General features: G+C 61.2%; 14 protein-coding genes. 5 read left to right on the top strand and 9 right to left on the bottom strand.

Annotated elements, in window-relative coordinates:
• The 5 genes from C7T36_RS27845 to C7T36_RS27865 form a co-directional block, all read right to left on the bottom strand.
• Positions 1 to 1,668, bottom strand: coding sequence for a GAF domain-containing protein (locus C7T36_RS27845; RefSeq protein ID WP_045069158.1), 1,668 nt, complete (start codon positions 1,666 to 1,668; stop codon positions 1 to 3).
• 27 nt (positions 1,669 to 1,695) lie between these two features.
• Positions 1,696 to 2,391, bottom strand: a complete 696-nt coding sequence (locus C7T36_RS27850; protein ID WP_033234385.1) for an SRPBCC domain-containing protein — start codon at positions 2,389 to 2,391, stop codon at positions 1,696 to 1,698.
• A 30-nt stretch (positions 2,392 to 2,421) separates the two neighbouring features.
• On the bottom strand, positions 2,422 to 2,754 hold the full coding sequence (locus C7T36_RS27855) for a cupin domain-containing protein (RefSeq protein ID WP_033234188.1): 333 nt from the start codon (positions 2,752 to 2,754) through the stop codon (positions 2,422 to 2,424).
• Between the two features lie 86 nt (positions 2,755 to 2,840).
• Positions 2,841 to 3,332, bottom strand: a complete 492-nt coding sequence (locus tag C7T36_RS27860; RefSeq protein WP_045069161.1) for a dihydrofolate reductase — start codon at positions 3,330 to 3,332, stop codon at positions 2,841 to 2,843.
• Positions 3,333 to 3,334: 2 nt separating this feature from the next.
• Positions 3,335 to 4,135, bottom strand: coding sequence for a thymidylate synthase (locus C7T36_RS27865; protein ID WP_045069164.1), 801 nt, complete (start codon positions 4,133 to 4,135; stop codon positions 3,335 to 3,337).
• A 37-nt stretch (positions 4,136 to 4,172) separates the two neighbouring features.
• Between C7T36_RS27865 and cobF the strand changes: the two genes are divergently transcribed.
• From cobF to C7T36_RS27885, 4 genes are all read left to right on the top strand, one after another.
• Positions 4,173 to 4,913: a precorrin-6A synthase (deacetylating) gene (gene cobF, locus C7T36_RS27870; RefSeq protein WP_045069166.1), complete on the top strand. Its 741-nt coding sequence runs from the start codon at positions 4,173 to 4,175 to the stop codon at positions 4,911 to 4,913.
• 77 nt (positions 4,914 to 4,990) lie between these two features.
• On the top strand, positions 4,991 to 6,157 hold the full coding sequence (locus tag C7T36_RS27875) for a diguanylate cyclase (RefSeq protein WP_052683593.1): 1,167 nt from the start codon (positions 4,991 to 4,993) through the stop codon (positions 6,155 to 6,157).
• Positions 6,158 to 6,201: 44 nt separating this feature from the next.
• Positions 6,202 to 7,377, top strand: coding sequence for a diguanylate cyclase (locus C7T36_RS27880; protein WP_033234193.1), 1,176 nt, complete (start codon positions 6,202 to 6,204; stop codon positions 7,375 to 7,377).
• A gap of 31 nt (positions 7,378 to 7,408) precedes the next feature.
• Positions 7,409 to 8,275, top strand: coding sequence for an Fpg/Nei family DNA glycosylase (locus C7T36_RS27885; RefSeq protein ID WP_045069169.1), 867 nt, complete (start codon positions 7,409 to 7,411; stop codon positions 8,273 to 8,275).
• Here the strand turns inward: C7T36_RS27885 and C7T36_RS27890 are convergent.
• Entirely contained in the window at positions 8,268 to 9,143 is an 876-nt protein-coding gene (locus C7T36_RS27890; RefSeq protein WP_045069171.1) for a LysR family transcriptional regulator, read from the bottom strand. The genes C7T36_RS27885 and C7T36_RS27890 overlap by 8 nt on opposite strands.
• A gap of 82 nt (positions 9,144 to 9,225) precedes the next feature.
• Here C7T36_RS27890 and C7T36_RS27895 point away from each other — a divergent pair, with 82 nt between their 5' ends.
• A complete protein-coding gene (locus C7T36_RS27895) occupies positions 9,226 to 10,464 on the top strand; it encodes an MFS transporter (RefSeq protein ID WP_045069173.1) in 1,239 nt (412 codons plus the stop codon).
• Here C7T36_RS27895 and C7T36_RS27900 read toward each other — a convergent pair.
• The 3 genes from C7T36_RS27900 to C7T36_RS27910 all read right to left on the bottom strand — a co-directional run bounded on the left by C7T36_RS27900 (position 10,461) and on the right by C7T36_RS27910 (position 13,498).
• Positions 10,461 to 10,799, bottom strand: coding sequence for a YciI family protein (locus C7T36_RS27900; protein WP_033234195.1), 339 nt, complete (start codon positions 10,797 to 10,799; stop codon positions 10,461 to 10,463). The genes C7T36_RS27895 and C7T36_RS27900 overlap by 4 nt on opposite strands.
• Positions 10,800 to 10,862: 63 nt before the next feature.
• Complete coding sequence (locus C7T36_RS27905; RefSeq protein WP_045069176.1) at positions 10,863 to 12,608, bottom strand: DEAD/DEAH box helicase family protein; 1,746 nt, start codon at positions 12,606 to 12,608, stop codon at positions 10,863 to 10,865.
• The gene (locus C7T36_RS27910; protein ID WP_045069178.1) at positions 12,608 to 13,498 is read right to left on the bottom strand and encodes an SDR family oxidoreductase; all 891 of its coding nucleotides are present in this window, start codon (positions 13,496 to 13,498) and stop codon (positions 12,608 to 12,610) included. The genes C7T36_RS27905 and C7T36_RS27910 overlap by 1 nt, the downstream gene beginning before the upstream one ends.
• Between the last annotated feature and the right edge of the window lie 26 nt (positions 13,499 to 13,524).

The following is a 13,524-nucleotide window of genomic DNA, read 5'->3' on the forward strand; positions in this document are numbered from 1 at the left end:
TCAGGGCTTCCGCCGCCTCAGCGGTACCCGCCACACCAGGCGGGTGCCGTTCGGGCTGCGGTTGCCGATTGTGCATGTGCCACCACAATGTTCAGCGCGGCGCTCGAGATTGTGCAAGCCGCTCTTGTGGACGCCGACGGGGATACCTTTGCCGTCGTCGTCGATGGTGATGGCAAATTCGAGGTCGGCGGTCACGGAGATGGTGATCGTGTCTGCCTGGGCATGTCGCAGAACGTTGCTCAAACCTTCACGGAGCACGGCTTCGGCATGGGGGTGGATGCCGGCTTTCACGAGTGTGTCGATCGCTCCCGAGAACTGAACGCTCGGGGTGACTGCTGATTGTGCTGTGGCGTCACCGATTACGTCGAGGAGGCGTCGGCGCAGGCTGGTCGAGTCCGCGGTCGCGGGTGTCTGGAGATCGAAGATGGTGGTGCGGATTTCGCGGACGGTTTGGTCCAACTGCTCCAGCGACCGGGTGACGATGGCACGCGCTGAGTCGGGAAGATCGGAATCGGGCAAGGTGCTCTGCAGGCTCATGCCGCTGGCAAACAGACGCTGAATGACGTTGTCATGCAGGTCACGGGCAATGCGGTCACGATCTGCCAGGACCGACAGGAGACGCTGTCCACGCTGTTTCTCGTCGAATTCGATAGCTACAGAGCCTAATTCGGCCATCGACTCGATCCGGGTGAGTTCGTCCGAATCCCAGTGAGTGCTGGCGGAATCCGACGTGAGGAGGAGTGCGCCCACCACGCCGGATGCAACCGTCATCGGTGCCAGCACCGCGCTACCCGCTGTCGGGACCAAGTCGAGCAGAGAGCCCAATTCGGTGAATACGTGCAACCGTCGAGTCTGCCGTATGACGTCGAATGGATAGAGGCTCGCCGGGACTCGGACTCCCCGCGACGTCGGCCGGGCGCTGACCGCGGTGTGTACCTGCGCGTAGCCGTTCTCGCAGATCAGCACGATGACATCGTCGATGCCGGTCAACTCGCGCACACGGGTGGCGAGCAGTTGCAGACTGTCGTCGAGCGAATCGCCCGCCAGCAATCGTGACCGGATGGCAGACATTGCGGTGAGCCATCTTTCACGGGTCCGAGACTGCTCGAACAACCTGACGTTCTCGGCTGCGATACCGGCGGCGATGGCAAGCGCTTCGAGGATGACCTCGTCCTCCTCGGTGAACTCTGCCGCACCACGTTTCTCGGTGAGATAGATGCTGCCGAAAACCTCACCGCGCATCATGATCGGCGCGCCCAGGAAGCTGTCCATCGGCGGATGATTGGCGGGAAATCCGACAGATGCGGGGTGGGCGCCCAGATGCGGAACACGCAGAGTCTTGGGATCGTTCATGAGGACGCCGAGTACGCCGTGGCCTTCTGGGAAGTGTCCCATCGTCTGCCGCAGCGGCTCGTCGATGCCCTCGTACACGAATTCGGCCAGCCCACCGCCCGGTGCCCGCACGCCCAATGCCCCGTAGTTGCAATCCAATACAGTGGTTGCCGCAATAATGATGCGCTGCAGCGTGAGATCGAGATCAAGCCCGGAACCGACAACAAGCACTGCTTCGAGAAGTCGGTGGAGCGTCGGGATGTCAGCCTTGGAGTCGGCCAGACGCTCGAGTACTTCGGCGAAATTGCGTGTCGGGTTGCCCGAAGAGTCGATCATGCTCGAAGCATATCGCTCCCAGTGTGGTCACTCTTGGCGAGATCGGCCGTCCCACCACTGCTTCCAGTGATGTTCGATCTCGTCGAACTCGTCCGCGCTGAGATCGTAAGTGGCCAGAATGATCTGGAGTTCCTGCTGGGCGCGGTACGGAACCGTCGGCTTTGCCGCGACGACCAACAGTCCGGGACCAAGGTCTTCGATTGTCACTCCTGTTTGCAGCGAGCTGACGAAGTCGACAATGCCGTCGGCGTAGTCGCCGGGAGCAAGCGTGGCGGTGTAACGCCCGCCGGCTTCCACAGGAAGGGACGAGGCTCCGAGGATCGAGGCTGCGGATTCACCCGGAATCAGTGGGCCGTCGAGGTAAATCGTTCTGCGCTCGGCCAATCCGTGATGTTCGACGCCGAACTTCAAGAAGTGCAGAAATGTGGTCCAGCCCTCCGTGATGTCCTCGTACCATTCGTCGTCGGGCACCTGCGGCGGACGCGTCATCCGGACAATGGTTCTGCCGCCCTGGTCGATCAAGGCGAAGCGATCACCGTTACCCAGTTCGAGGGTGTGTGCGTCAGGGTCTGCGACCGCGGTGCCGTAGATCTGGGTGATTTCGTCGTCGAGTCCGTCGTAGTCCCACCCGAACCAGCGCCGAATGAGCGAAGGGTCGCGCAGCGCCGGCCACAGCACGGACGGCGCTGCTGCGATGGACACTTCGATCACCGTTTCGTTCACGGAGAACACGCTACCGGGGTCAACCGTCTGTCAGCCCTTCATAGCGACTGTCAGCAGAAAAGCAACGTCCTCGAGCGCTTCGACACTGTGCCGGTGGGCCGGAATGGTGAGGAAATCGCCAGTCGACCCTTTCCATTCGTCGCTACCGCACACGAGATTGAGTTTCCCACTCAGGACCAACAGCGTTGCTTCGCCGGGACTGTCGTGTTCAGCGAGGCTCTTGCCGGCGCTCAGCGCGATCACGGTCTGTCGCAGGCTGCGTTGGTGGCCACCATAGACGGTTTGTGAACTACGACCGCTGGTTGCCGACGCAGCCAGTTTCAATTGTTGACGGGCGAGGGCTGTCAGTGACTTCTTGTCCATCGAAGACCTCTCGGGTAGCGCGATCATCTCGGTGTCTCGAGTATGACCGACAGGCTGGTGAGGTGCCTCGTTATTGGCGGAAGTGGTCAGCGAGTGTATTCGAGCCAGCGGAAGCGCAACCCGGTCTTCTCCGACGTGTGCCAGGGCTCGTCGGACGTGAGGTTCCAATCGGGGCCGATCTCGGGAGCAACGGCTTCGCCGGTGATATCGAGATCGATCTCGGTCACCAAGAGACGCGTCGCGAATGGCAGTGCAGCCGAATATATTTGCCCTCCGCCGACAACAAAGAGGTCGCCGTCAGGCAATGCCAACGCCTCGTCGAGGCTGTGTGCGGCTTCGGCTCCGTCCGCTGCCCACTCCGAATCGCGGGTGACAACGATATTGCGGCGCCCACTGAACGGCCGGAACTTGGGTGGAATGGAATCCCAGGTCAACCGGCCCATGATCACCGGATGCCCCATGGTGACTCGCTTGAAGTAGGCCATGTCCTCCGGCAGTCGCCACGGAATCGTGTTGCCTGCACCGATGACACCATTGTTCGCCTGAGCCCAGATGAGGGTGACTGCGCGATCATTCATGATCAGACCGCGACCGGAGCCTTGATAGCAGGATGGTGCTGGTAACCGACTATTTCGACATCCTCGAAGGTGTAATCGAAGATGGAATCGCGCTTGTTCAGTTTCAGAATCGGAAGGTCGAGCGGGGTCCGGCTGAGTTGTTCGGTGACCTGATCGACGTGGTTGTCGTAGATATGGCAGTCGCCGCCGGTCCAGATGAATTCGCCGACGTCGAGACCGGCCTGCTGCGCCATCATGTGTGTGAGCAGGGCGTAACTGGCGATGTTGAAGGGAACACCCAGGAACATGTCGGCACTGCGCTGATACAACTGGCACGAGAGTTTGCCGTCGGCGACGTAGAACTGGAAAAACGCGTGGCACGGTGCGAGCGCCATCTGCGGAATGTCGGCGACGTTCCACGCGGAGACGATGATCCGACGCGAATCAGGGTTGGATCGCAAGGTTTCGAGAGTTTGCGTGATCTGGTCGATGTGCTCACCCGACGGGGTGGGCCAACTGCGCCACTGGACGCCGTAGACCGGGCCCAGTTCACCGTTCTCGTCGGCCCACTCGTCCCAGATGGAGACGCCGTGTTCATGTAGCCACGCCACGTTGGAGTCGCCGCGCAAGAACCACAACAGTTCGTTGACAATCGACTTGAGGTGCACCTTCTTGGTGGTGACCAGGGGGAAACCGTCGGCAAGATCGAATCGCATCTGGTGACCGAAGATGCTGCGAGTGCCGGTGCCGGTGCGATCGGCTTTGGGGGTGCCGGTCTCCATCACGAGTTTCAACAGGTCTTCATATGCGGTGGAGACAGTCACGGGACACAGTCTAGGGCACGCACGATAGCCTCGTTCAATGCGTGAACTCCTCGTGATCGGCGTCGGCGCCGGTGACCCCGACCAAGTGACGATCCAAGCTGTCAAGGCCATGAACAGGGCCGATACGTTCTTTGTGATCGGTAAGGGGAGTGAGAAGCAGGATCTCGTCGACTTGAGAACCGGGATTCTCGAAGAACATGTGACCGGTGAATACCGCGTCGTCGAGATTACCGATCCCCCGAGAGATCGGACACCTTCGGACTACGAAGGTGTTGTCGACGACTGGCATGACCGTCGAGCGTCGATCTTCGAGGAAGAGTTTGCGGCCGAAGCCGGAGTCGGCGCGATTTTGGTGTGGGGTGACCCGTCGCTCTACGACAGCACCTTGCGCATCGTCGAACGAGTGCTCGCGCGCGGCAACGTCACATTCGACTACACGGTAATTCCCGGTGTCACGAGTGTGCAGTCTTTGGCGGCGCAGCACCGCATCGTGCTCAACCGCATCGGCGAATCGATACACATCACCACTGGGCGCAAGCTCGCCGAAGGATTGCCGGACGGCATCGACAACGCCGTCGTGATGCTTGACGCGCACTGCACGTTTACCGAGGTTGCCGGGGATGACGTGGAAATCTGGTGGGGCGCGTACCTGGGCACACCGGACGAAGTGTTGATTGCCGGGAACCTGCGTGAGGTAGAAGACGACATCGTGCGTGTGCGGGCGGAATTGCGTGAGAAGCACGGCTGGATCATGGATACGTATCTCGTTCGTCGCTAGACCGCCGCGCTGCAGGCGGTAAGTATTTACCCAGGTGAAGTGCAACTGTCGGCGGACCGGCACCCTATGATTTGCCCATGACATCGTTCGGGGCGGATCGGTCGCATGAGATCCTGCCTGCCCCGCGCGAACGCGATCAGTCAGCACTGCGGTCGGCAATCGCTCTTCTGGTGCAGTGGTTTCGACGGCCGGATCAGTTCGACAGTTTCACCCGATACCTCGCGTCCAAGGGGCTGGAGGTGGCGGTGCGCCTGATCGTGATCGCGTCGTGTGTGTCGGTGGCGGTTGCCATGTTGTTGCTGCGTTTCAGCGAAGCGGGCGTCCACAACCAAGTCACGAGTGTCATCAACGCGGGGATCATCGCCGGGACCGTCGCGATGATTGTGCTGTTCAGTCTGCTGCCGGCACTGACCCGTAAGTGGTCGTACCTGTTTGTCGCGTACGCGGAGCTCGGCGTAGTGATCGGTGTATTTCTGAACCGCGATCCGTTTATCGGTTTGATCCAATGCATCGTCTTCGTTTTGGTGGGCGGCTATATCGCGTATTTTCACAATGCGCGACTACAGGCCGCGCACATGGTTCTGTCCGGTGTGGTTCTGGTGCTTGTCGCTCGTCAGGTGGCCGTTTACGAGGATCCGGCGTTGGCGATCGCGTTGTCGTTGGTTGTCGCCACGAGCATCGTGGTCATTCCATTTGCCTGCCAGTTCGTGCTGTCGATCCTGGGTTCGGACGCCGAGAGTTCGGATGTGGATCCGCTGACCGGCCTGCTGAACCGGCGCGGACTACAGCGGTCGGTCGAAGAATGGGGGGTCACCGAAGCGAACTCCCGCGGATTGTCTTGTGTCGTGGTGATCGTCGATGTCGACAATTTCAAGACTGTCAACGATTCGTACGGACACGAACAGGGCGATATTGTCCTTCGCGAGTTCGCGGTGAGGCTACGTCGATGTGGAAGTAATCACGCTCTGTTCTCGAGATTCGGCGGTGACGAGTTCGTGTTGGTCGACATGATCGGCAAGCGCGCCGAACTCGAACTCGAGGAGAATCTGCGTCGGCACATGCGGTTGCCCGACAACGTTCCGGTGGTCACGACCAGCATCGGAATCGCAATTCCGTCGACTTCGACGTCCAGCTATGTCTCGGAAGTGGAACTCGCGGGATTGTTCCGACTCGCTGACGCTGCGATGTATCAGGCAAAGGCGTCCGGGGGTGACCGGGTCATCGTCACCCACACGCAATTGTGATGATTGTCGGATAGCGGAAGGTCGTGCAGGCTTATCCTGTTCGGGTGGGTGCAGCGGTCGATGACGGACATTCGGGTAGCAAAGCTACCGAACGGCCGTTTTCGTCTGCCGCGTTGCACCGAGTCGCGCCTCTGCTCGTCGACTGGTATCGACGCCCTGACCAATTCGAGTCCTTCACACGTTATCTCGCAGACAAAGGGCTGACCGGCGCATCGAGAACATTGGTTGTCAGCTCGTTGCTTCTGGTAATCGTCGTGATGTTCTTGACCAGATTCAGTCCTGCGGGTCCCACTACTCACGGGGAGCGCACCGCCAACCTCGTGATCATCGTCCTGACGGCGCTGATGGCCGCGATTCTCGCGACCAGAGGCAGGTTGGAGCGATCCTGGTCCTACGTGTTCGTGATTTATTCGGAAATTGGGATTGCCGCAGCGCTGGTGCTGTACTCGAATCCGCTAGCAGCATTGGCGCACAGTGTGATGTTCTCCGTGATCGGCGGATACATCGCCTTCTTCCACAACGCGCGCATGCAGACTCTGCATCTGTTGTGGGCGTCCGTCGTGGTTATCGGAGTTGTCGCGCGCATCGCCTATATCGAAAAGTACACCGATGTTCCGTCGTTGATCGCCATGGTCCTGTTGGTCGGCGCGGCCATCTACGCGATCCCGTTTGCGTGTCAGTTCGTGTTCTCGATTCTCGGAACCGATGCCTTGAAAGCGCAACATGACCCGCTGAGCGGACTCTTGAACAGACGAGGGTTGGCCGACGAGGTCGGATTGATGTTGCATCGGCCATTCGAGAGTTCCACCAATTTGGTTGTCGCAGCGGTGGATATCAATCGATTCAAGACGATCAACGACGAGTACGGGCACGACGTCGGTGATGTTGTGATCGAGAAGGTTGCCGCGAGACTGACACAGTCCGCCGGTCCGTCTGCGTTGATCGCGCGCATTGGCGGTGACGAGTTCGTCCTCGTGGATCGGTGCGACGATCAGGAAATCGACAGTCTCGCAGAGTCCCTGCGAAACATAACCGTCACCGGTCCCGAGCATCCTGTTGTCGAGTTGAGCGTCGGAATTGTCGCAGCGGCCGGTCCGTTCGGATCCCCGGATCGTGCGATTGCCGTCTACGGAACACTCCTCCGAAGCGCGGATCAAGCCATGTACACAGCAAAAGCACGACAGGAACACGCCGTCGTCGTACTGCGAAATCTGCAGTGAGTTTGTCGGTGTTCGGCGCTAGGGTGATGCCATGCCTGAACTGCCCGAGGTAGAAGCGCTGGCGGGATTTCTCCGCGAACACGCAGTGGGCGCTGTAGTCGGCCGCATCGACATTGCCGCATTGAGCGTGCTCAAGACCTTCGATCCGCCGATTGCTGCATTGCAGGGCCGAGACGTGACGGGCGCAGCCAGATTCGGTAAACATCTTGGGCTGGACTGCGATGGGCTCTGGCTCATCACCCATCTGTCGCGTGCGGGATGGATGCGTTGGCAGGACAATCCGTCGTTGACGCCACCAAAACCTGGCAAAGGTCCGTTGGCGCTTCGAGTTCATTTCTTCACGCCGGAGGGGCTCACTCCTGCTTGCGATCTCACCGAAGCCGGCACGAAAAAACGCCTGGCAGTGTGGATAGTGGCGGACCCGCTGGAGGTGCCGGGGATCGCTCGTCTTGGACCCGACGCCATGGCCGTCACCGAAGCGGAATTTGCCGAGATACTTGGTGGTACCTCCGCCCGGATCAAGAATGCGATAGTCGACCAGTCTCTCCTCGCCGGCGTCGGGAATGCCTACTCCGACGAAATCCTGCACACGGCACGGCTTTCCCCGTTCGCGACGTCTTCTCGTCTTACCGCAGAACAGATAACAACGCTGTACGACGCCATGCGAACCGTGCTGGCCGATGCCGTCGAGCGATCGGTTGGGCAGGACGCGGCACGGCTGAAGGGTGAGAAGCGATCGGGAATGCGGGTCCACGCCCGCACCGGTTTGCCCTGCCCCGTGTGTGGTGATGTGGTGCGCGAAGTGTCTTTTGCCGAGCGTTCCTTCCAGTACTGCGCAACCTGCCAGACCGGCGGAAAACCATTGGCAGACAGGCGAATGTCGCGACTGCTCAAGTAGTGAACTGATCGGAGAGGAGTGTGACGAACTCCCGGGCCAGTGACGATGAGTGGGCCGGGTCGGTAATGGCATGGACCACCCGGTGCGGAGCATCGGCGATCGGCACACAGACCAATTCGGGATGCGGGGCGCTCATCGACTCCGGCAGCAAGCCGACGCCCAGGCCGTTGACTGTCAGGGAACAGATGAGGTCGACGGAATTCGCTTCGTACGTGCGTCCCCGTGGAACCCGCGATTCCGCAAATGCCTGATCGGTTTGGACCCGGGCCTCGCTGCCCGACGCGAAGTCCACGAGCGGGACGTCTCGCAGATCGTCGAGTCGGATGGACGGCAGTGTGCTGAAAGGGTGACCGTCCGGCACAAACGCGGCAGTCGACTCGCTCCACAACGGGGTGGCCGAGAACGTCTTGGGTAGTCGCCCAGGCGCCAAGCCGACAATTCCTACGTCGATAGCCCCCGATCGAACGCCGTCGATCACTACCTCGCTGCCGTAGGGGCGCACCGTCACATCGATGCCGGGGTGGCGCTGCGTCAGAGCTGCCAGTGCCTGTCCGACGTCGACGCGGCCCGCTGAGGAAATGACGCCGACAGTGAGTCGAACCTGCTCGACGTTGCTTCCCGAAACGTCGCTGACCAGTCGCGACACGGCACCGAGTACGTCTCGGGCTCGGGAGACGAACACTTCGCCCGACTCGGTCAGCCCGACATTGCGGCTGTTTCTTTGGAAGAGTTCGACACCGAGCTCGCGTTCGAGATCCCGTATCTGAGTGCTCAACGCCGACTGTGACACGTGGAGTCGAAGTGCCGCTCGACTGAAGTGCCTGTCCTCCGCAACAGCGAGTGCGTAGCGGATGTGCCGAAGTTCCATGACACCAATCTATCTGTTTTGAGGATTGATTCTGCAGATCTATCTATTGGACTGCAATCGGATGGCGGTTCATGCTTGAGCAATGATTTCTCACGACACGCGTCCACGGCTTGGACTACCGATAGTGCTGCTCATGGCGGCAGCAACGGGTCTGTGCGCGGGTGGCAACTACTTCAACCAGCCGCTTCTCGATTCCATCGCGGAACATTTGAATGTGTCGCCGTCAACGGCGGCTGCCACGGTGACTATCGCCCAGGTGTCGTACGCGCTCGGTTTGGTGCTTCTGGTGCCGGTAGGTGACATGGTCGACCGACGCAAGCTGACGGTTGGTCTGATGCTTCTGGCAGCACTCGGTCAAGCGATCAGTGGATTTGCTCCGAACTTCGCCACCCTGGCCGTGGGAATCGCTGTTGCCGGTGTCTTTTCGGTTGCCGCGCAGGTTCTCATTCCGTTTGCCGCATCGCTCGCCGAACCGCAGCGGTCCGGCCAGGTGGTCGGCACGATCATGAGTGGCCTGCTGATCGGAATTCTGTTGGCACGCAGCGTTGCCGGACTGCTTTCCGGACTGGGCGGATGGTCGACGGTGTACAAGGTGGCGGCGGTGTTGATGGTGATCATGGCTGTTGCCCTGTGGCGATCCCTGCCCACGGACGCCGGCCCACGGCCGAAGGTCAGCTACCTCGCGACCCTGCGTTCGCTCGGGAGCCTGGCAAAAACCCTGCCGCGGTTGCGTACTCGCGCCGCCATGGGCGGGCTCGCCTTTGCTGCGGTCAGCACGGTCTTCACCACCATGGCATTTCTCCTGGCCGGCGAATTCGGGTACAACGACACGCAGATCGGCCTGGTGGGATTACTCGGCGTGGCGGGAGCGTCGATGGCCACTGTCGCCGGGCGGTTGGCTGATCGTGGCAAGGCCCAACTTGCCACCGGTGGCGCCCTGGCCGTCCTTCTGTTGTGCTGGTTGCCTTTTGCCGTGGGTGGCACCCACCTCGTGTGGTTCCTGATCGCCTTCCTGCTCGCCGATCTTGCGCTGCAAGGAGTGCATGTCAGCAACCAGAACATCATCTACGCACTCGTCCCGGAGGCGCGGTCGCGCGTCAATTCCGTCTACATGACGACTTACTTCGTCGGCGCTGCCGTCGGGTCGGCCGTGGGATCTGTTGTCTGGAACGGGTACGGATGGTCCGGCGTGTGCGTCGCCGGCCTGGCATTCTCCGTCGCCACGGTAGCGGTGTGGATGGTCGACCGGCGGTTGGATGACCCTGTGCGCCTTTCCGGTAGCGCCCACTACCAGAAAGGCGCACAGGGCCGGAGGCTCTAGCTGGCCGGGTCGTACCCGAACTCGCGGAGCTCCTGCGAGCAACGGCAGGCCACTGCGATTTTCCTCGCCCACTCGACCGCGTCCTCGCGCGTCGGCAGCTCCAGCACGGTGAACCCGCCCGTGAGTTCGCTGCCCGGATAGATCTCGGTGCTCACCGACCCGTCGGCGGATACCAGCACGGGATCGACTTCCCCGTCGATTCCGCCGCCGAATACGTAGACGCCGGCAGCCTTCGCCTCCTCGATCACAGCGTGGGATTCGGCGGAGACGATCGGGAACTCCTCGTCGGTGAGCACCAGCGCTTCGCTCGGGAAGGAGATGAGGTATTTGGTCATGTCTCGATGGTGCCCCGCGGACGGGGCGGACATCAAGGGTTGCATCAACGGCACCGAGTGCGTCTAGCGCTCGGCAGTAAGGACATCAGGCTCGAGCCATTCAACGCCGAGGAGTTCGGCGAGACTGCGAAGGCCCGACTGGTCTCCACCCTTCAAACCGGTTACCGACTGAAGATTACGCAACATCGTTGTTGCAACATCCTCTTCCTTGGTGCCGACGCCAAAAGGGATGAGCCACGGGCACGTTTGGTAGTCGCGGTGTGATCGACCAAAAGTCTGCTCGGCGGCAATACCGGAGTACCGGGGTTGATGGAAGATCCCGGTGCGAGGCAGCGGTGACGCGTGAGTGCCGTCCGGCAATGCCTCGTTGGCATGCAGTGAGATGGACGTCGTGACGTTGAAAACGACAACGGGCGCCTCGCCGCGTTGGAAGCGAAGGCGTTGGTGCTCCTTGTCGGTGACCGCGCCAAAAATCTTGGCAACGGAAATCCCCGAGTCTTCGATCATCTCGACCAGCGGATCGCCCGCTGTTGACACGAATTCGACGGCCACCAGCACCTGCTTTCCTGCCTTGACCTGAGCCTGCGCCCACTGAGCGGTGGATTCGGCGCGGATCATGCCGGCCTTCTGCCGGTATCGCAGAACCAGCGCGCGGCCGCGAGCAATGTTGCGGCTTTTACGTGCCAATCCCATTTCGTACGCGTACTCGGCCCACTCCGTCTCGTACTGCGCGCGTTGAGAGGGCGTGAGGTCGATAGGCATACCGTCGAGTGGGACCGGCCCCCACGGAGTTCGGCGATGAATCATCAACGGAGGCTTACTGTTCGACAACCATCCTCGGACGGTTTCCAGAGCGCTCGCCTGTAGAGTCGGTGATTCCTTGGCTTCGGCGCTCCACGTCCACTTGCCGTACGACTTATCCAGTGGGAGGCCGGATTCGAGTAGCCTGGCGCCTAAGTCCGACCAGTACTCCGACGGCTCGTCGTGTAGCTGCGCGAAAAGTGGTGCGAGATAACGCTGATCGGCAGGAGTGTGACCAGGCGTTGCGGTCACCGACAGGACAAATGGCGACTGATCGTGACTGTTGGGGAAGCGGGCAACCTTCTCGAACGCCGCTGTGCGCTGAGTGTCGTTGCTGTACAGCTGGGCTTCGTCGGCAATGACAACCCCGAATGTGTACTTGGGGCGGCCGTTGCGGGCAATGAGCTTCTTCAGTTGATCGGGAGACATGATCAGCCAACGGAATCCGCCGTCGCCGACGGAAGCGATGGAGTACCGCCAATGCGGGATGGTGATCTGAGCGGGTCGGTCGACGAGGACCAGGATGCTGGACTCGCCACGTTCTTCGGCAATTGTCTTGGCCGCCATGATCGCAATGAGTGTCTTGCCCAGACCTGCGTTGTCGGCCAACAAGAAACCGCGTCGGCCGGCGCGGGCGGCGTCGACTACCGCAGCGGCCCCCGAAACCTGAACAGGTCTCGGTATTTTAGGGGCCGACGTCGGACGTTCTCCGGCGCCGCCATTGATGTCGTCCTCGACCCACTGCTGGTAGGAGAAGGGGAGTGCTTTGAACGGCAGTAGTTCGGTAGGAAGTTCGCTGCCCACCCAGGCATAGCTCTTCCATTTCTTCACGAACTGTGCGCCCGGCGCCGCAGTCCGGAACGGGACGTCGAGGAGCCAGACACGTTCACCCGGGCCTGCGGTGGGAACGTCCGGAGTTATGGCTGTCTTTCGTGTGGGCGTCTTTCGTGTAGCTGTCTTTCGGGTGGCTGGCTTACGTGTTGTTGCAGTTCGCTTGCGGGGTGGCATCAGGCGTCGGTACCGGTTTCGTCAGTGTTGAGATCATTGCCGAGATCACTGGTGAGGAGTTCGCGCAGCGTCAACGGGGGGCGTCCGGTGATGTCTTCCACCGCAGTGCTGATGACAGCGAGTTCTCCGTTTGCGATGGCGGTGTAGGTGGACACCCAGGCGTCAACTTCCCAGTCCGGTGCGTTGTACGACGCGCGGGATGCATAGGCCTCCTCGACGGTTTCTTCGTGGTAAACCGTCTCACGCCCGGTGACGTCGGTGATGATCGCTGCCACCTCGGCGAGGGTGAGCGCTTCCCGACCGGTGAGGTCGTAGGTTCGGCCGACATGCGCGTCGGGATCGGTCAGTACCGACGCGGCGACGCGGGCGATGTCCGATCGAGCAACCGCGCCGACCGCGCCATTGCCGGCCGGGCCCCGGATGACACCGTCAGCGCCGGCCATAGCGGGAAGGAAGTCGAGGTAAGCGCTGTCGCGAAGAAAGGTGAAAGACATTGCGGTGGAACGGATATGTTGCTCAGTGGCCCAGTGATCGCGGGCCAACGTGAAGGTGGCGTCCGGTGCTGCGCCGAGGTACGAGGTGTAGACGATGTGGCGCACGCCTGCGGAGACGGCAGCGTCGATGAAGGTGCGGTGCTGATCGAGACGGTCGGCACTCTCTGCTGCCGAGACCATGAACAAGATGTCGATGCCGTGCAGGGCCGCGGCGGCGCGATCGTGATCGGAGAAGGTGGCCTCAGCGCTCTCCGTACCGGGTAACTGGGGGAGTCGGCTGATCGAACGCGCGATCAGCCTCAGCGGCATACCGGACTCGGTGAGGATGCGAGCGACCTCCCCGCCGATATGGCCAGTGGCGCCGGTGACGGCGATGGTGCGTGAACGCTCGGACATGGGGAACCCCTTCGTTCTTGGTGTGT

Origin of the sequence: Rhodococcus sp. AD45-ID (genome assembly GCF_003023755.1) — a bacterium.
GTDB lineage: Bacteria > Actinomycetota > Actinomycetes > Mycobacteriales > Mycobacteriaceae > Rhodococcus_F > Rhodococcus_F globerula.